The sequence below is a fragment of the Sorangium sp. KYC3313 genome (assembly GCF_052075895.1).
GTDB classification, from domain to species: Bacteria; Myxococcota_A; Polyangia; order Polyangiales; family Polyangiaceae; genus Sorangium; species Sorangium cellulosum_B.
Genome location: NZ_CP197255.1, coordinates 5213817 through 5230189, shown reverse-complemented (window position 1 = coordinate 5230189; position 16373 = coordinate 5213817). Strand labels below are relative to the sequence as shown.

Genomic DNA, 16373 nt, shown 5'->3' with positions numbered 1-16373 from the left:
GCGCGCCTCTCGCCGGGCGCCCAGGCCGCGCCGGCGTGGTGATACACGTGGAGGTCGCACGCGCCATGACCACCGCCCTCCCCGCTTCCTTCGCCGATCTCCCGCTCCTTCAAGGCCGCAATCCCCTCGCCCGCCGCATCGAGACGCGGCATGGATTCCCCATCCTCCCCGGCCGCTTCCCGCTCGTGGGCCACATGCCGGCGATCGCCGTCGACGAGCTCGGCCTGCTCCGCGAGGGCCAGCGCCGCTTCGGCTCCCTCTTCTTCTGGGCCCCAGGCGTCGACGCCTGGCAGCTCATCTACGCATCGAACGAGGCCTTCTCGCTCTTCAAGAGCAAGGCCGTCGACTCCTCGTACCTGACCGAGGGCGGCGTCGGCCACCTCTTCGGTCAGACGCTGATGGCCCACGACGGCGCCTCGCACCGCCGCCTCCGCACCGCGATGAACGGGCCCTTCTCGCCGAAGGGCCTCGACGCCGCGGAGGTCGGCGCGATCGTCGCGACCAGCGTCGAGCGCAAGGTCCGCTCGTGGCTCGGCCGGCGCGACGTCCGGCTGCTGCGCGAGACCCGCGAGCTGGCCCTGGAGGTGATGTTCAAGATCACCGGCGTCGAGGACGACGAGCTCCCCGAGTGGCGCCACTATTACGAGGATCTGATGCTCGTGATCCTCAGCCTGCCCTTCGACGTGCCGGGCTCGCCGCGGCGCCGCGGCCTCCGCGCCCGCGCCTGGCTCGACGAGCGCATCGGCCGGATCCTCGCCGGCGTGCGCGCCCGCGGCGACGCAAAGGGCCTCCTGCCGGCGCTGCTCACGGCCCGCGACGAGCAGGGCGAGCCGCTCTCGGAGCAGGATCTCGTGGGCAACCTCCGCCTGCTCCTCCTCGCCGGCCACGAGACCTCGGCCTCGGTCATGGCCTGGTGCGTCGCCCACCTCGCCGAGAGCCCCGCGGTCTGGCGCGCGCTCCGCGAGGAGGCGTCGAGCGCGCCGGATCTCCCGCGCTCGCCCGCGGATCTCCGCCGCTTCCCCTTCGCCGAGGCCGTGTTCCGCGAGGCGCTCCGCCTCCATCCCCCGGTGCCGCACGACGCCCGCCGCGCCGTCGCCGATTTCGAGCTCGACGGCCGCGCCGTCCCCGCGGGGACCCACGTGGCGATCCCGCTGGTCCTGCTCTCCCGCGATCCGGAGCTCTACCCGGATCCGGACAGCTACCGCCCCGAGCGCTGGCTCGGCCGCAACGAGGCGCTCTCGCCGCTCGAGATCGCCCAGTTCGGCGGCGGCGCGCACTTCTGCCTCGGCTATCACCTCGCCTGGATGGAGATCGTCCAGTTCCTCGTCGCGCTCGGGCGGGAGCTCCCGGCCTCGGGCCCCAGGCTCCAGGGCGGATTCCCCGCCTCGCGCTACCTCCCGGTGCTCCGCCCCTCGGGGGGCACGCGCGTCCGATTCGACGGCTGAAGCGCCGCGTCCGGCGACACCATGACAAGCGGTCCGTCGCGGTTCATGGCGCGATTGTATAGGCCGCGATGATCAGCTGGCAAAGCCCGTCTGATTCATCACCTTGTCGGGCCGCATCTGTTGACCATCAGGCGAGCACTTCGGCGGCGTTCTTCGCCGCAAGGACGTTATCGATCCAGCGGTCGAGGGTCGCAATGTCCGTGCACGCCTGGATGCGCGCGCTCTCGCTCTCGGTGAGCGCGATGTCTGCACGCGCCAGCAGCCGCAGCAGCGTGTCCCTCTTGCCCTCGAGCTTGCCCTCACGTAGGCCCGCGAGCTTGCTGCGATCCATCAGCTCCCGCACGAACGGAAACCTCGCCTCGTCTTCGATCTGCCGTTCCATGACCAACGCCTCCAGAGCCCGCCGCATGGGCTCACGCAACCCGCTCCAGATGACCTGAAAGTAGACCATCGCATGCTCCTGGTCGAGCTGGCCCAGCGCAACGAGCGCGGCCTTGACCACGGTGAGCCCGTTCGGCCCATTGCCGTGCGCCACCGCCGAGAGCACGGCCAGCTCGGCGTCCTTCTCCGCCTCGGCTGGGTCGGTGATCTCGGGGACGACGGCCGGACCGAGCACCAGCGGCTCGACGTGGCCGAGGCCCAGACCGAGATCGATGTTCTCCGCCGCCCAGGCGGCCACGCCGGCGTCCGGTGCGATCACGAGGACGACCGTGCCGCAGCGCTTCTTGGCACGCACGACCGTGACGTACGTCGGCCACGAGAACTTCTTGTCCGGATCCATGTCGCGCTGGACCTCGATGACGATCGCCAGCACGAGCGCGCCGCTCGCGTCTCGAAGCTCGAGCACCAGATCAGCGCGGAACTCCACCGGGATGAGCTGGTCGAGCGACGATTCGACGACCCCGACCGAGGTGTGTCGCGGCACATCGAGGTGAAAGAGCGTCGCGAGCCAGTGGGGCGCGAGCGCCGGGTGCTCGCGGAACATCTCGACGAGGGCGTTGTGCTCGAGCGTCGGCATGACGCTCGGCCTCGAGCACACCCCGTGCCGACACGAAACGACGGGAAAACGCGAGAAGAGATCCACCTCAGGGGGTGGCGGCGCCATGGCGGGTGGGGGGCAGCCACGACGCATCCCTCCATGGCAGCCCGGCCCAACGACTTGGTCTTCTGCCACGCGTGGGTGCGCGCGGCGCGCCCACGCGTCGGTCAGCAAGCCCCCTTGTTGGGCCGCATCGGCGTCGGGTAGCCGGCTGAACGGCTCGCGGCGCGGCGTCGCGGGAGCGGGATGAGCGCCCCTTGCAGCAGCGTTCTCCCTGGGCCATGCACGAACGAACGCAGCGCACCGCGATCGCGTGGCTCCTGCTCGCCGCGTGCACGCCCAGGCCGGCGAGCGACGGCGAGCCCCCTCCCCCGCCCAGCGCCTCGAACGCGGCGGCCCCGCTCCAGCGCGACGACCCGCCTCCGCCCGCCCCCCATGCCCTCGCAGCGTCGCCAGCGCCGAGCACCGAACCTTCAACCGCTCCCTACCAGCCGCCCTCCGAGCCGACCGCGGAATCGACGGGCCCGGCCCCGCGCAAGACGATCGGCACGTTCGACGACTGGGTGAAGGCGTACGAGGGGCTCGGCGTGCCCGAGGCGGAGAAGAGGCCTCCGCGGCTCCGCCTCGCCAGGGAGCTCACCCTCGCGTCCGGGCGCATCACCTTCGTGCGCTCGGGCGACGTCTTCACGATGGACCTCGCGACGGGCGTCGAGGCCCAGCTCACGCGAAAGGCGCAGCGCAACGTCGCGCCCACCTTCCTCGGCGATGGCCGGCGGATCGCCTTTCTCAGCAACCGCGACGGGATGGCCTGGCGCGTCTTCCTCATGAACGCGGACGGCACGGAGCAGCGGCCGATCACCGGCAAATTCTCCGCATGGTACGGCGAGCCCTCGTTCGCCATCTCGCCCGACGGCGCCCGCGTCGCCTACGTCGCCAGGGCGCGAGCGCCGGCGGACGAAGGCCTGGAAGAGCTTCACCTCGTCGAGGTCGCGAGCGGCGACGACCAGCGCGTCGGCCAGCCGGCGACGCTGGGCGAATGCACGTTCTCGCCGGGCGGCGACGCGGTTCATTGCGTCGCAGGCGAGTTCGACGCGGAGCACCTCCTCTCGGTGGAGGTCGCCACGAGGCGCGTCAGGCGCTTGCCGGACGCGGGCAACCACATGTTCAGCCCCGCCCGCTCTCTCGGCGATCGCCTGCTCTTCTCGGCAAGCCCGACGGGGGCCTTCTGCTGCCAGCGATCGCAGCTCTTCACGACGGCCCTCGACGGCACCGGGATCAAGGGGCTCGGCTCGTTCTGGGTGGCGGGCTCGATGCGCCCGGAGGTCTCGCCGAAGGGCTCGACGATCGCCGTCGCGTGGTCCGTCCGCGAGGGGGGGTTCGGCGCGGATTATCGGAACGAGATCTCGGTGCTCGACGCGAACGGCGGCGCCGAGCGCCCGCTCACCGACGCGTTTCCGCGCCCCTTCTACAGCGCTTACGCGCCTTCCTGGGCGCCCGACGATCGCCACCTCGCCTTCACGCTCTCGTTATGCCCTTACCTCGGCTGCGAGCCGGCGATTCGAAGCGTCGTCGTCGTCGACACCCGGGACGCCAAGGCCACCCCCGCGTTCATCGCCTACGGCGGCAGCGCCTCGTGGAGCCCCGTTCCGTAGAGAGACGACCCTTCGTCGACAGCGCCGCGCCGGCTGCTCGGGCCGCCGGCGGTGCTCTCGGCGGACGAGCGTCGCCGCGCCTCATTGCGCGCAGCTCGGGTAGAGGTTGAAGACCCCCTCCGCGTCGAGCTTCGACGAGATCGACTCCGGGTACGACACGCCGTCCGCGTGGCACGTCGGCTGACCAGCCGCGTTCGTCGTGCAGTCCGTCTCGTTCGGGAGCGAGCCCTTGCACGGTCCGAGGAGGGTGAGCTTGCACGTCGGCGACGAGTCGCAGATCCGCAGCTTCGCGAACTGGCTCCACACATTGCCGCACGCGAGCTGCGCGCCCTCATCCGCGCAGGCATAAGCGACTTCGTGACCCGGGACGAAGATGTTGCCGAACATGGTCGCGTCCGGGAACGTGTACTGCGCCGGGTTCATCCACGGCGCGTCCGCGAGGCCCGGGTGCTTGCCCACCATGCGGATCGGCACCGGACGCGAAGATCCCGGCGTCCGCTTCGATGCCGCAGGCGTGGGGGCTGCCCGGGCGCGCCTCGAGGAAGCGCCGCTCCGCCGTGAGCGCGGCGCCCCGCGGCCCCCCGGCGCTCGGCTGGAACGGCGGCAGGGGGCGGCCCCCGCAGCTGCCGATCGTGGCGGCGCAACTGGACACGTGAGCGGAGATCCGCTGGGGGCTCGAGCTCGGGGCAGGAGGGGGTCAGGCGGACGACTGCAACACGGGAAGACGTTCCTGGCCCGTCAATCCACCAACCCGTGGCACGCCAGAGCCTGCTGGTCATCGGCGGACGCGAATGGGCTCAAGACGATGGCATCGTCGAAACCGTAGAGGACCCACCTCCCGTTCACTGCAGCACGCCAGGCGCCTTTCATTCCCTCGACGCCAAGCCAGGTAAGTACACGATCGTGATAGGCGGCCCTGTGCTCGACCAGGATCTGCCCGGGATCAAACGAGCGCAGGCGCCCCTTCTGTGGGAGCCGCTCGAAGATGCGCTGGGCATCCTGAAAGTCCCCTTGGATCACTGCATCGACGTACCGCTTCGTCATTTCCTGCCCGGTCGCGCGGGTCGTGGAGATCGCGAGCGCGCGAAGGCTGACGGCTCAGCGGGGGCGGGCGCGCTCCATCACCTCCGCGAGCGCGCGGTCGTCGGGCGTGCCCCGCGCGCGCAGCCCGGCGATGGCGCCGTCGCCATCCTCGGGGCGGCGGTTCTGCGACAGCTTGAGCTTCGCCTCGATCCGCGTGATCTCCATCGAGAAGCCGACGATCGCGGGGAGCAGCGCGGATCGCTTCTCCGGCGAGAGCTCCGCGACGCTCCAGGGCTCGGGCTGCCCGCGCTCGTTCACGTCGGAGAGGCGCGCGAGCAGCGCGAGCAGCGCGTCGTGGTCCTCGATGGCCCGCGGCGCGCCGTGCGCGTGGACGACGGCGTAGTTCCAGGTCGGCACGTCGTCGCGCGAGGCGTACCACCCGGGCGAGATGTACCCGTGCGGCCCGCGGAAGACGGCCAGGACAGGCGTGCTCCCGTCGAGCGCGCGCCGGATCGGGTTGGCCCGCGCGACGTGCGCGAGCAAGGTGCCGTGAGGGCCGCTGTCGCGCTCCAGAAGGAACGGCAGGTGCGCGATCATGGGCACGCCGTCCTCCCCGGGCGCGATGAGCATGCCGAAGGAGTGCGCCTCGATGAGATCGTGGAGCTCGGCGAGGTCGTGCGCCTCGAAGGCCCTGGGAAGGTAGATGGATCGCGGCGCGCCCGTCGTCGTCATGAAGGCAGGGTGTACCACCGCCCGCGCCGACCGCCCTCGTCGACCCGACCAGCACAATCCGGGCGACTCGATTCGCTCGATCTTTGAGCCGTTTTTCTGGATTCAGGTCACATCATCCTGTTTTTTTGATAGGATTCTTTGGTTCATGCTTGATACTAGCCAGATTTCTGTGGAGAATATCTCGTTGGAGCCTCCATTCACTTGGAAACCAGAATCAATTGTCCAGATTCTGTCGACTTTTGTCTGGTTCTTTGGCTAGGATGCCTCGATGCCCCTGGTCCCCACGCCCCCTGTCGCCCCGCGCGGCTACAGCGCCGTCGAGCTGGCGCGCGCCGCCGGTGTCAGCACCGGCACGATCAAGCACTGGTTCGCGGAGGGTCTGATGGACAAGCCCGCGTTCCACGGCCGCCGCACGACGTACGGCCGCGAGCACCTCGTGCGGGCGCTCGCGATCAAGAAGCTGCGCGAGCACAACCTGCTGCTCCCGGAGATCAAGCGGAAGCTCGCCGCGATCCCGCTCGAGGAGCTGGCGAAGGAGGTGCTGCCGCCGGAGCCGCCCGAGAGCGCAGCGCCCGGCGCCGGGGAGCGCGCGGACACGGAGGAGCTCGGCCGGGCGTGGCGTCGCGTGGAGCTGATGCCGGGGCTGGAGCTGCACGTGCGCGCCGACGCCGGCGCGGTGGTGCACCGGATGGCGACCGAGATCCGCGAGAAGTACGGGTGTGAGCGCGAGGAAGGGCGGCGCTAGCTAGCCGCGCGCTTCTGCGCTCCCAGCGCCATCATCGCGTCCCAGAACATCTTCTCATACGCCTGAAATAGCCGGGTCGTGCGGCGGATCGCCCGGGGCTCCACGCCGCGGTCGAGCCCGTCCTGCACGATGGCGACCGCGGTGTCCTCGAACGATGGCAGGGCCGCGAACGCGTCCAGGAAGGCGGTGTGCTCCGGGCCGAAGCCGTACCGGTCGCGGAGCGCCTTCCCCATCCTGCCGCAGTTGAACCCCCAGGCCGGGAAGTTGATGAGCAGGGCGCACGCGATCTCGGCCGCCGAGGCGTTGGCCGCGGCCCAGGCCATCTGAACGGCATACGCGAACCCCTCCGCGGTGACCTCGTACCGATCCAGGTCGTCCTTCGTCATGCCGAGCTTCCGGCCCATGGCGGCGATCCCGTCCGGCGCCACGAGCTCGCCCTGGAGGACACCGCTCCAGAAATCGCGCCAGGGCGTGTCCCCGAAGCGCTGGAGCATCATCGCCATCGAGCGCAGGTCGCTGAGCACCACGTGGTGCTGGTGGCCCGGGAAGGCCTTCAGTCCCTCGAGCGCGATCTCGCCCCGCTCGATGGCGTCCGGGTAGGGGTGGGCTCTCAGCTGATCGTCGATGCTCCGGAGCTCTTCGCGAATGTCCTTCACCAGCGCGGCCGCGGCCTTCATGAGTGCCTCCTCGTGATCGCGCGCCATCCTACTACCGCATCACCGCCGAGAGCCCGCAACCTGCGGCGCGCTACCCGCCCGAGCGCTGCCCCGCCTGCGCCCCCCGCACCCGCGCGATGATCACGCCGGCGACCTCCTCGGCCGACCTGCCCCTGGAAAGCCAGCGCTGCGGGATGTTATGTCGCTCGCCTTCATCGATAATCCCCTCCGCTGGCGAATGCCCCGCGGCCCCCTCCGCCTCTCCCTGTGTCGCTCCTCGATATCTGCCGCTCCCGACCCGCGCTCAGGTTTCCTCCGGAGCGCGCGCCTTCGCGCGATCGTCGAAGAAGCGCGCGTTGATCTCCCGGTAGCGCTGCCACTCGGCCGGCAGCTCGTCTTCATCGAAGATGGCGCTCACCGGGCACTCGTTCTCGCAGGCGCCGCAGCAGATGCACGACTCGGGATCGATGTAGAGCTGGAGACCGGCGAGGCGTGTCTTCCGCTCTCCCTCGGGGATGCGCGAGATCTCGTCCGCCGCGAGCGGGCCGTGGATGCAGTCCACGGGGCAGACAGGGACACAGGCGGTATCACACGTGGCGACGCAGGGCTCGGCGATGACGTAGGCCATGAGGGTTCCTTTCCTTCTCCGTGGCGCGCGGTCGTCCGCGCGCTCTCCTCTCCCTCCTCCGGCAGGGAGCAGGGCGCGTGCCCGCGGCCCGAGCGGCTTTTCCCGGGCTTTCGACGGCCTTGTGCGGCCCAGGCAACGCCCCTACGGTGCCGCGCAACGCCATTTCGTCGGCCTCGCTCCGCGCACGATGACCGCCTCCGCCGATCACGCCCTTCTCCTGCTCGCCGACCTCGGCGAGGCCTCGGCCCGCGCGCACACCGAGGCGACGCTCGTCCCCGCGGTGTGCGCCGCGCTCTCGCGCCATCTCCCGCTACAGCGGCTCGATCTGCGCCGCGGCGCGGCCGCGCCGGGCGCGCCGGAGGTCCGGCGCGGCGCGGGCGGCGAGACGCTCGCCGTCTTCGCGCTCCGCGACGCGGAGGGCGCCGTCGGCTGCGCCACGATGGCGCTCGGCGGCGGCGCGGCGCTCGACGTCTCGCCCGCCCTGCTCGAGGCGACAGGGCGCCTGCTCGCCGTGGCGCTGCGGCAGGTGCAGGTCCTCGGGCGCGTCGCGGCCATCGCGCGCCGCGCGCAGGGGGAGAAGCGGACGCTCAAGGAGGAGCTCGATCGCGTCGCCCTGCCGAGGGAGGTGGTCGCGGTGGGCCCGGCGATGCGGGCGATCTTCCAGCAGATGGTGCCGCTCGTCGCGCGGCAGGACACGACCGTGCTGGTGCGCGGCGAGACGGGCACGGGCAAGGAGGTGATCGCGCGCCGCATCCACGCGCTGTCGCGCCGCGCGGAGCGGCCGTTCCTCGCGGTCAACTGCGGAGCGCTGCCCGAGGGGCTCGTCGAGAGCGCCCTGTTCGGCCACGAGCGCGGCGCGTTCACGGGCGCCGCGGCGCGGCACCTCGGGCTGTTCGAGCGCGCGAGCGGCGGGACGCTGCTGCTCGACGAGGTCGGCGAGCTGCCCAGGGCGGCGCAGGCGAAGCTCCTGCGCGTGCTCCAGGAGGGCGAGATCGAGCGCGTCGGCGGCGAGGGCGCGGTGCGCGTCTCGGTGCGCGTGATCGCTGCGACGCACCGGCCGCTCGAGGACATGGTGGCGAGCGGAGCGTTCCGCGAGGACCTCTATTATCGGCTGCAGGTATTCCCGATCCTCGTCCCCCCGCTGCGGGAGCGCCCAGAGGACCTGGAGCCGCTCACGCGCGTCATCGTGGAGAAGGTGGCGGCGAGCTTCGGCCGGACGCCGCCGCGGGTGAGCGCGGAGTCGATGGCGCGGCTGCGGGCGCACGGCTGGCCGGGCAACGTGCGGGAGCTGGAGAACGTGATCGAGCGGTCGATGGTGATGTCGACCGGAGACGAGCTCATCCTGTCAGCGCCGCTCTCCGCGGCGCCCGGCGCGACAGGGCGCGTGATGACGTACCGAGAGGCGGCTCAGCGCTGCATCGAGGACGCGCTGCGGGCCGCGGGCGGGAAGATCTACGGAGAGGACGGGGCCGCGGCGGCGCTGGGGCTGAAGCCGACGACGCTGCAAAGCAAGATGCGGAAGCTCGGGATCCGGAAGGACGGAGAGAAGGGCTGACGGCCGAGAGGCACGTCAAACCACGCGACGAGACCCCGTGTGAGGGGCGTGGTCCACATGGTCTCCGGGCGGCTCCGCTATCGCACCGACATGCCCGGCGATCGAGAGATCCCGCTCGATCCGGGACGCCCCGGGAACGTCGTGTCAGAGGCGCTGCATCAGTTCGACCCTGACGGTCAGGCACCGTTCCTCGTGGAGTTTCACCGCAAGACCGGATGACCAAGCTCGGCCGGAGGCCGCTTTTTCTCGAGAGTTCGTCGCTTTTCCAGGAGAGTGAACAAATTTGGGTTCTATCCTCGGACCTACACGCGCAACGTGGCTGGATCTTGCCCTTACAATACAAACAGCACGCCAAGGCGCTGCCGGGCAAGGCGTACAAAAGCAAAAGCAAAAGCAAACGCGACTTAGAAAAGAGTCTTGACTTTGACCTCCTGTTTGTGTGAAGATGCCAATCTACCTTGACGTTCCGGACCGCTCTCGGCCGGGGGCCGCAGTCGGTTGCAGGATCGTACAGGGGCCTACTCCGGGTGAACATGCCGGGGCTACTTGCTTCTTGCGGCTGCGCGTTCGAGTTGTTCTTGCTTTTTCCGAGTTGATGCCCGGCCCCGTCACACGGGGTGTTCGCATGTGAGCATCTGTCCGACAAACATCGTGATTGCCAGGCATGTGGTCGGCGCAGGCCCGCGGGCGCATCCGTGATCTCCGGATCACGAGCACGCTGGCCGGAAATTTCGAACTTTAACCAATGGCTCGGAGGGCTCGCGTCTGTCTCGATGGTTCATCGATCCATCTCGAACAGAGACCCGCGACTCCGCCGATCCGATCATGGAGAATCTTAAATGCGCATCGTTCCCTTACTTGGCTACTTATCCGCTTCGATCGCGTGCGGCCTGCTGGCGTGCAGCGTCGAGAACATCGTGGACGAGGACATCGAGGCTCAGGAGGGCGCGCTGGAGAGCGCGGACCGCTCGATGTCGGCGAGCGTCGCCGTCACCTCGGACTGGGGAAGCGGCTACTGCGCGAACGTGACGGTGAAGAACAACTCCCGCGACCAGGCGACCACCGGCTGGAACGTCGTCGTCGCGCTCAACGGCTCGACGAAGCCCAACCCGTGGAACGTGAAGTTCACGGAGTCGAACGGCCAGTTCAGCGCCACGAACGTGGACTTCAACGGCTCGGTCCGCATTGGCACCTCGACGGAGTGGGGCTTCTGCGCGAGCGGCAGCGGGCGGCCCACGATCGCCTCGGTCACCGGCTCCGGCGGCACGATCATCAGCTCGGGCTCGTCCAGCAGCTCGAGCTCGTCCAGCACCAGCTCGAGCTCGTCCAGCACCAGCTCGAGCTCGTCCAGCAGCAGCTCGAGCTCGTCCAGCAGCAGCTCGGGCGGGGGAGGCGCCGGCGCCGGCGGCGGCGGGTCGGGCGGCTCCGGCGGGTCGGGCGGCTCCGGCGGCAGCACGTGCACGTCACCCAACCAGCAGGTCTGCGGCAATCAGACGGGCACCCACTGCGGCTACACCTTCGAGTACTGGAAGGACACCGGGAGCGGATGCCAGACCAACACGGCGAACGGCTTCAACGTCGAATGGAACAACATCAACAACCTGCTGGGCCGTAAAGGCCTGAGGCCCGGGTCGAAGAACCAGATCGTGACCTACTCGGCCGACTACCGGCCGAACGGCAACTCGTACCTGGGCGTCTACGGGTGGACGAAGGGCCCGCTGATCGAGTATTACATCATCGACAGCTGGGGCACCTGGCGTCCGCCGGGCGGCCAGGGATTCATGGGCACCGTCACCAGCGACGGAGGCACCTATGACATCTATCGGACCCAGCGAGTCAACCAGCCGTCGATCGAGGGCAACACGACCTTCTATCAGTTCTGGAGCGTCCGGCAGCAGAAGCGCACGAGCGGGACCATCAGCGTCGCCAACCACTTCAACGCGTGGGATCGCCTGGGGATGAAGCTGGGGAACCTGTACGAGGTCTCGATGGTCGTGGAGGGCTATCAGAGCAGCGGGAGCGCCAGCGTGAACGTGTCGATGAAGTGAGCGCTCGGCCTTGACTATCGCATGATGAACGCGCGCGGGATCGGCATCCCGCGCGCCACGCGCCCGGGCTCCTTCAATCCCAGGCACGACTCCCCACCCATCTGACAGACACGTCCCGGCGCTCCCCGCGACGTCGCAGATCCGCCATGGCGTCGCCATGCATCCGCGGCGAGAGGGGCGTCGCCCGCGCACGCCCCGGCCCTTGCCTCCCCGGCAAGGGCCGGCCGCTCGCCGGCAACGCTTTCGCAAAGGCCTCCGGGGCGACGTTCGGGTTCCTTCCGGCCATTCTCGCAGGTATGGTCACGCCGGACGTCCTGGCTGCCCTCGTCGCCGGCCGCCCGGCACGGCGACCGCCCCCCGGGTCAGCCAGGCCTCGGCAAAACAGACCATCGCCCGCACCGAGACCTCGATCCCGAAGGGGAGACCTCATGCCGCCAACCCGACCCCCCCTGGTTGATCCCGCCGCGCGCCTCGGCCCCCTGGCCTCGTCGGCCCTCCGGACGAGCTTCGGGGCCGGCCAGATCATCTGCCACGGGAGCTTCTGATGAGAGAACACGCAGCAGTCCGGACGACGAAGCCTCTCGCGACGGTCATGGCCGCGGCGCTCGCCTTCGTGTGCTGGAGCGCGGCATGCAACGCGATCTCCGGGGTCGACGATCTCGACTTCTCGGGCTCCGCCGGCGCGACGGGCGGCGGCGCCGGCGGCACGGGCGGCGGGACGGCCGGCGGCGCTGGCGGCGCTGGCGGCACCGGCGGCGCTGGCGGCATGGGCGGCGCTGGCAGCACGGGCGGCGCTGGCGGCGACGGCACGGGCGGCGCTGGCAGCACGGGCGGCGGCGGCGGCACAGGCGGCGCTGGCGGCACGGGCAGCGACATCTCTTACGAAATCGCCTGTGGGAGCGGCAACGTGGCTGTCGGCGTCCACGGCCGGAGCGGCGGCTCGATCGATCAAATCGGCCTGATCTGCGCGCCGCTCGCCAGCGACGGCACCCTGGGCACCGCCTTCCAGACCGTGACCGCCGGCGGCAACGGAGGCGGGCCGGGCAGCGTGATCTGCGCTGCGAACCAGGTCCTGGTCGGGATCAACATCTGGGTCGACACCCAGGTTTACCGGGTCGAGCTGCTGTGCCAGACGGTCGAGGCGTGGAAGACGGGCGACGGCAACATCAATGTCGGCCCCGGCATCGGCAACGTGCACAGCACGGGTTTCGGGGTCAAATGCCCGATGGGGAGCGCCGTCGTGCAGATCGCCGGCGACGCCGACGAGTATGTGCGCTCCGTGCATCCGCGTTGTCTCCCGCTGTGACGGGCGCGGTCGCGGTGAGCGCGGCCCTCGCCGCCGTCGCCGCGAGGGCCGTGCGCGAGGGCTGCGCCGGCGAGACGCTCGCCGCGGTGCTGGCGGCCGAGCAGCTCGGTCACGCCCAGGATCCCGCGGCCCGCGGCCCGCGCCGCGCCGTCCGCGCCCGCCGCTCCGCTGAGAAGTTTACGGTCCATCTGGACCCGGAAGAACGCCTCCCGACGTGCGGCGAATTCTGCTAGAGCTGTGAGCCGCGTCGAGCGCAGGCGGCGCCTCGGCGCAGCGGCAGTTTCTTAAGGATCACCGGCAGACGTGCCGCGCTGCGGCAGCGCGCAGCTCCGGCGAACGGGCCTATCACCCTTCGGGCATCAACATGACTTTCCATCGCGAAATCACACGCTTCACCTGGGTTGGGATCTCCTGTCTGGCCCTGTCCGCCGCGGCGGCGGGCTGCTCGGACGGCGCAACTGACGCCTCGGAAACCGGGGGCGCGGGCGGCAGCAGCGCGGGGACCGGCGGCGCCTCGAGCGTGAGCTCGGGCACGGGCAATCCCGCCGCGAGCAGCAGCAACGGCAGCACCAGCAGCAGCGGCAGCACCACCAGCAACGGCAGCACCAGCGCCAGCAGCAGCAGCAGCAGCGGCGGCGGCGGCGACACGAGCAGCAGCACAAGCACCACGAGCACCGGGACGCCCGAGACGAGCGCCACGTCGAGCACCGGCAGCGGGACGCCGGCGGGCGGGTGCCCGGCGAGCGCGACGTTCTGCTCCGACTTCGAGGGCGACGGGCTGCCCGAGGGCGCGACCTACCGCCCCTCGTACCAGGCGCAAGATGCGCTGAAGAACATGGCGATCGACCCATCGGTCTTCCACGCCGGCTCGCGCGCGCTGCGCGTGAACCCGGGGGCCAGCGGCTACGACTGGAGGATGCTCTCCGTCCCGTCACCCGGCTCGACGTTCTGGGTCCGGCTCTACGTGCGCAGCAGCGTCGATCTCGGCCAGTCCGACCACAACGCCTACTTCCAGGCCATGACGGGCGACGGCGAGCCGAACGCGGGCGACAACATGGAGGTCGCCGAGCAGTACTGCCAGCTCGTGCTGAACCTGCACGACGAGGTCATCCTGTCCACAGGCGGCGAGACCCGGTGCGGGAGCAACGGTGTGAAGCTCCCCAAGGACCAGTGGCACTGCATGGAGGCCTACTTCGACGGCGCCAAGGGCGACGTCCAGGTCTACGCCAACGGCACCAAGATCATCGACAAGACCGGCTGGAAGAAGCTCGGCTACAAGACGTTCAGCTTCGGCTACCTCGGCTTCCACGGGCCGGCGCGGACGATGTGGTATGACGACGTGGCGGTCGCGCCGGAGCGGATCGGCTGCGCCCCCTGACACGGCCGAGCGCCGGCGCGTGGGTCGTGCCAGCGCGATGACCTGACCGCCATCGCGCGCCGCGCGACCTCCTTCCCGCGCCTCCCCTGGACACGCGCCGCCCCCCACGCCGGGCACGGCCCGCCGGCCGGAGCGGCCCCGAGCACGCTTGCTCCCTGGCCCCGCCGGCGCCATAGCCGAGGTGGCGAGCGCTCGGCGGACGAGCGCGAGCGCGAGCCGCGGTGACGATGCAAGGACGACGCGATCGTGATCCCGGCACGAAGGTAGATGCAATGCCGTACCTGGTTTTCCGGAATTTCCCCGACAATACGCCGATCCCCGATGACTGCTATAGCTGCGATGGCGCGCCGGACTGGGCAGCGTTGCTGGAGTGGATATGCCCCGATCTCTCGCGCGACGAGGCGGAGCGGCTCGCCGTCATCGGCGAAGCGAGCGGGACCCGGCTCGACGTCGCGGGCCTGAAGCGGCTCATCGAGGAGCACCTGAAGCCGTAGGCGCGCGATCGCGATGAGGGGCGCACGGACGATCATCGATCCTCGTCGCCACACGTGGTGCGACACCCCGGTGGACGACATCGGCCTGCTGGTCGACGCCGACGAGTATTACCCCGAGTTCTACCGGGTCGCGTCCAGGGCGCGGCGGTACCTGCTCCTCGCCGGCTGGCAGTTCGACAGCGACGTCGCCCTGCTCCGGGGCGGCAGGGAGGAGCAGGTGTCGAGCCCGATCACGCTGCTCAAGTTCCTGAACCACCTCTGCGAGCAGAGCCCCGATCTCCAGATCTTCATCCTCGCGTGGGATTTCCACCTCGTGTTCGCGCTCGAGCGCGAGTGGCTCCAGCAGCTCGTCTTCGAGTGGACGAACCATCGCCTGCGCTTCCTCTTCGACGCCACCCACGTCGAGCGCGCCTCGCACCACCAGAAGTTCGTGGTGGTGGACGGCGAGCTCTCGTTCCTCGGCGGCCTCGACCTCTGCGACCACCGCTGGGACGACCGCAGCCACGCGAACAAGAACCCGCTCCGCGTCAGCCGAGGAGAGCCGCACAAGCCGTTTCACGACGTACAAGCAACCCTGCGCGGCCGCGCCGTGGCGCGGGCGCTGACCGAGATCTTCACGGATCGCTGGCGGCGCGCGGGCGGCGTGGACATCACGCTGCCGGACGTCGACGAGGCCGATCCGACGTTCCCCGACTACCGGCCCGAGGGCGGCATCCCGCTCGCGGCGGCGCGCGTCACGCTGAGCCGCACCGATCCGCACGGCGCGCCCACCGGCGTCCCGCACCGCACGGAGATACGCGACCTCTTCCTCGACGCCATCGACGCCGCGGAGCGCTTCATCTACATCGAGACCCAGTACTTCACCTCTCACGTCATCGCGGAGGCGTTCGCGCGGCGGATGCGCGCGGAAGGCCGGCCGCTCCTCGACGTGGTGCTCCTGCTCAACATGGAGGCCGAGACGATGAAGGAGCAGATCGCCGTCGGCCTCTCCCAGGCCAAGGTGCTCGGCGGGCTGCGCGACGTGGCGGCCGAGACAGGCCACCACCTCGGCGTCTATTACACCCTGCCGGCGTGCGGCGAGGACGAGACCGCCGAGCGTGCCACGTACATCCACTCGAAGGTGATGATCGTCGACGACCGCTTCCTCACCGTGGGCTCCGCCAACCTGACGAACCGCAGCCTCTCGATCGACACGGAGATCAACGCCTCGGTCGAGACCGACGACCCCGACGACGCGCTGGGCCGCTCGATCCGCGCGGCGCGCGCGTCGCTCATCGGCGAGCACCTGGGGGACGCCGACTTCGATCGGGTGGACGACCTCGTCGCCTGCCTCGACGGGCTGGCGAGCCCGTCGACCGGGCCGCGCAGGCCGGGGAGCTCGTGCCGGTTGCGGCTCCACCCCTCGCCCACCGCGGACGAGCGCGCCCTGCTCGAGGTGATCGACCCGCAGCAGCTGCCGTTCGACCCCGCCGCGGTCGAGGACATCGACCAGCGCCAGGGCTCCCTCTTCGTGGGCGGGCTCGGCGCGCTCTGGCGGCACCTGTTCACCGGCCGGGGCCCCGCGAAGTAGCCGCGCGCCAGGCGCTCCGGGCGAGCGCGCCTGGGAGGCGCGGCGCGGGCGCGGGGACCGGCGGCCTCCCTGGACCGCGAGGCAGGGCGCGCCCCTTCCGGC

The 16373-nt window shown here is 70.4% G+C and carries 18 protein-coding genes; 11 read left to right on the top strand and 7 right to left on the bottom strand.

Features of this window, described 5'->3' with window-relative positions:
* Positions 1 to 65 precede the first annotated feature (65 nt).
* Complete coding sequence (locus tag ACSRUE_RS20575) at positions 66 to 1445, top strand: cytochrome P450 (protein ID WP_441292460.1); 1380 nt, start codon at positions 66 to 68, stop codon at positions 1443 to 1445.
* Between the two features lie 127 nt (positions 1446 to 1572).
* On the opposite strand, the gene ACSRUE_RS20570 is transcribed toward ACSRUE_RS20575, so the two are convergent.
* Positions 1573 to 2463 (bottom strand): hypothetical protein, encoded by an 891-nt coding sequence (locus tag ACSRUE_RS20570; RefSeq protein ID WP_441292459.1) that lies wholly within the window; start codon positions 2461 to 2463, stop codon positions 1573 to 1575.
* 278 nt (positions 2464 to 2741) lie between these two features.
* Here ACSRUE_RS20570 and ACSRUE_RS20565 point away from each other — a divergent pair, with 278 nt between their 5' ends.
* Complete coding sequence (locus tag ACSRUE_RS20565; protein ID WP_441292458.1) at positions 2742 to 4136, top strand: TolB family protein; 1395 nt, start codon at positions 2742 to 2744, stop codon at positions 4134 to 4136.
* 81 nt (positions 4137 to 4217) lie between these two features.
* On the opposite strand, the gene ACSRUE_RS20560 is transcribed toward ACSRUE_RS20565, so the two are convergent.
* The 3 genes from ACSRUE_RS20560 to ACSRUE_RS20550 form a co-directional block, all read right to left on the bottom strand.
* The gene (locus ACSRUE_RS20560) at positions 4218 to 4610 is read right to left on the bottom strand and encodes a hypothetical protein (protein ID WP_441292457.1); all 393 of its coding nucleotides are present in this window, start codon (positions 4608 to 4610) and stop codon (positions 4218 to 4220) included.
* 264 nt (positions 4611 to 4874) lie between these two features.
* Positions 4875 to 5180, bottom strand: a complete 306-nt coding sequence (locus ACSRUE_RS20555) for a hypothetical protein (RefSeq protein WP_441292456.1) — start codon at positions 5178 to 5180, stop codon at positions 4875 to 4877.
* A 54-nt stretch (positions 5181 to 5234) separates the two neighbouring features.
* Positions 5235 to 5891: an FMN-binding negative transcriptional regulator gene (locus ACSRUE_RS20550; RefSeq protein WP_441292455.1), complete on the bottom strand. Its 657-nt coding sequence runs from the start codon at positions 5889 to 5891 to the stop codon at positions 5235 to 5237.
* A gap of 268 nt (positions 5892 to 6159) precedes the next feature.
* On the opposite strand from ACSRUE_RS20550, the gene ACSRUE_RS20545 reads away from it, so the two are divergent.
* On the top strand, positions 6160 to 6636 hold the full coding sequence (locus tag ACSRUE_RS20545) for a helix-turn-helix domain-containing protein (RefSeq protein ID WP_441292454.1): 477 nt from the start codon (positions 6160 to 6162) through the stop codon (positions 6634 to 6636).
* Here ACSRUE_RS20545 and ACSRUE_RS20540 read toward each other — a convergent pair.
* Together ACSRUE_RS20540 and ACSRUE_RS20535 are read right to left on the bottom strand one after the other, a co-directional pair.
* Positions 6633 to 7313, bottom strand: coding sequence for a hypothetical protein (locus tag ACSRUE_RS20540; RefSeq protein WP_441292453.1), 681 nt, complete (start codon positions 7311 to 7313; stop codon positions 6633 to 6635). The two genes, ACSRUE_RS20545 and ACSRUE_RS20540, sit on opposite strands and share 4 nt — an antisense overlap.
* A gap of 283 nt (positions 7314 to 7596) precedes the next feature.
* Positions 7597 to 7920 (bottom strand): 4Fe-4S dicluster domain-containing protein, encoded by a 324-nt coding sequence (locus tag ACSRUE_RS20535; protein ID WP_437765875.1) that lies wholly within the window; start codon positions 7918 to 7920, stop codon positions 7597 to 7599.
* Between the two features lie 187 nt (positions 7921 to 8107).
* Between ACSRUE_RS20535 and ACSRUE_RS20530 the strand changes: the two genes are divergently transcribed.
* The 5 genes from ACSRUE_RS20530 (at position 8108) to ACSRUE_RS20510 (ending at position 13062) form a co-directional block, all read left to right on the top strand.
* Entirely contained in the window at positions 8108 to 9475 is a 1368-nt protein-coding gene (locus tag ACSRUE_RS20530; protein ID WP_441292452.1) for a sigma-54 interaction domain-containing protein, read from the top strand.
* Positions 9476 to 9514: 39 nt separating this feature from the next.
* A complete protein-coding gene (locus ACSRUE_RS20525; RefSeq protein WP_441292451.1) occupies positions 9515 to 9694 on the top strand; it encodes a hypothetical protein in 180 nt (59 codons plus the stop codon).
* Between the two features lie 620 nt (positions 9695 to 10314).
* Positions 10315 to 11523 carry a glycoside hydrolase family 11 protein gene (locus tag ACSRUE_RS20520; protein ID WP_441292450.1) on the top strand — a complete coding sequence of 403 codons (1209 nt, stop codon included), beginning with the start codon at positions 10315 to 10317 and terminating at the stop codon, positions 11521 to 11523.
* A gap of 544 nt (positions 11524 to 12067) precedes the next feature.
* The gene (locus ACSRUE_RS20515; RefSeq protein WP_441292449.1) at positions 12068 to 12829 is read left to right on the top strand and encodes a hypothetical protein; all 762 of its coding nucleotides are present in this window, start codon (positions 12068 to 12070) and stop codon (positions 12827 to 12829) included.
* Complete coding sequence (locus ACSRUE_RS20510; RefSeq protein ID WP_441292448.1) at positions 12814 to 13062, top strand: hypothetical protein; 249 nt, start codon at positions 12814 to 12816, stop codon at positions 13060 to 13062. The genes ACSRUE_RS20515 and ACSRUE_RS20510 overlap by 16 nt, the downstream gene beginning before the upstream one ends.
* Positions 13063 to 13174: 112 nt before the next feature.
* Here the strand turns inward: ACSRUE_RS20510 and ACSRUE_RS20505 are convergent, their stop codons facing one another.
* Positions 13175 to 13537, bottom strand: a complete 363-nt coding sequence (locus ACSRUE_RS20505; RefSeq protein WP_441292447.1) for a hypothetical protein — start codon at positions 13535 to 13537, stop codon at positions 13175 to 13177.
* A 127-nt stretch (positions 13538 to 13664) separates the two neighbouring features.
* Between ACSRUE_RS20505 and ACSRUE_RS20500 the strand changes: the two genes are divergently transcribed.
* From ACSRUE_RS20500 to ACSRUE_RS20490, 3 genes are all read left to right on the top strand, one after another.
* Positions 13665 to 14207: a hypothetical protein gene (locus tag ACSRUE_RS20500; protein ID WP_441292446.1), complete on the top strand. Its 543-nt coding sequence runs from the start codon at positions 13665 to 13667 to the stop codon at positions 14205 to 14207.
* 272 nt (positions 14208 to 14479) lie between these two features.
* Entirely contained in the window at positions 14480 to 14701 is a 222-nt protein-coding gene (locus tag ACSRUE_RS20495; protein ID WP_437765869.1) for a hypothetical protein, read from the top strand.
* Between the two features lie 13 nt (positions 14702 to 14714).
* Complete coding sequence (locus tag ACSRUE_RS20490; protein WP_441292445.1) at positions 14715 to 16271, top strand: phospholipase D-like domain-containing protein; 1557 nt, start codon at positions 14715 to 14717, stop codon at positions 16269 to 16271.
* The last annotated feature ends 102 nt before the right edge of the window (positions 16272 to 16373 follow it).

What these genes read in the sequence shown, in the direction of transcription:
- ACSRUE_RS20555 (WP_441292456.1), bottom strand. Translation starts at nt 5,180, where the DNA reads ATGACGAAGCGGTACGTCGATGCAGTGATCCAAGGGGACTTTCAGGAT.
- ACSRUE_RS20575 (WP_441292460.1), top strand. Translation starts at nt 66, where the DNA reads ATGACCACCGCCCTCCCCGCTTCCTTCGCCGATCTCCCGCTCCTTCAA.
- ACSRUE_RS20540 (WP_441292453.1), bottom strand. Translation starts at nt 7,313, where the DNA reads ATGAAGGCCGCGGCCGCGCTGGTGAAGGACATTCGCGAAGAGCTCCGG.
- ACSRUE_RS20490 (WP_441292445.1), top strand. Translation starts at nt 14,715, where the DNA reads ATGAGGGGCGCACGGACGATCATCGATCCTCGTCGCCACACGTGGTGC.
- ACSRUE_RS20535 (WP_437765875.1), bottom strand. Translation starts at nt 7,920, where the DNA reads ATGGCCTACGTCATCGCCGAGCCCTGCGTCGCCACGTGTGATACCGCC.
- ACSRUE_RS20530 (WP_441292452.1), top strand. Translation starts at nt 8,108, where the DNA reads ATGACCGCCTCCGCCGATCACGCCCTTCTCCTGCTCGCCGACCTCGGC.
- ACSRUE_RS20495 (WP_437765869.1), top strand. Translation starts at nt 14,480, where the DNA reads ATGCCGTACCTGGTTTTCCGGAATTTCCCCGACAATACGCCGATCCCC.
- ACSRUE_RS20500 (WP_441292446.1), top strand. Translation starts at nt 13,665, where the DNA reads ATGGCGATCGACCCATCGGTCTTCCACGCCGGCTCGCGCGCGCTGCGC.
- ACSRUE_RS20520 (WP_441292450.1), top strand. Translation starts at nt 10,315, where the DNA reads ATGCGCATCGTTCCCTTACTTGGCTACTTATCCGCTTCGATCGCGTGC.
- ACSRUE_RS20570 (WP_441292459.1), bottom strand. Translation starts at nt 2,463, where the DNA reads ATGCCGACGCTCGAGCACAACGCCCTCGTCGAGATGTTCCGCGAGCAC.
- ACSRUE_RS20550 (WP_441292455.1), bottom strand. Translation starts at nt 5,891, where the DNA reads ATGACGACGACGGGCGCGCCGCGATCCATCTACCTTCCCAGGGCCTTC.
- ACSRUE_RS20545 (WP_441292454.1), top strand. Translation starts at nt 6,160, where the DNA reads ATGCCCCTGGTCCCCACGCCCCCTGTCGCCCCGCGCGGCTACAGCGCC.
- ACSRUE_RS20515 (WP_441292449.1), top strand. Translation starts at nt 12,068, where the DNA reads ATGAGAGAACACGCAGCAGTCCGGACGACGAAGCCTCTCGCGACGGTC.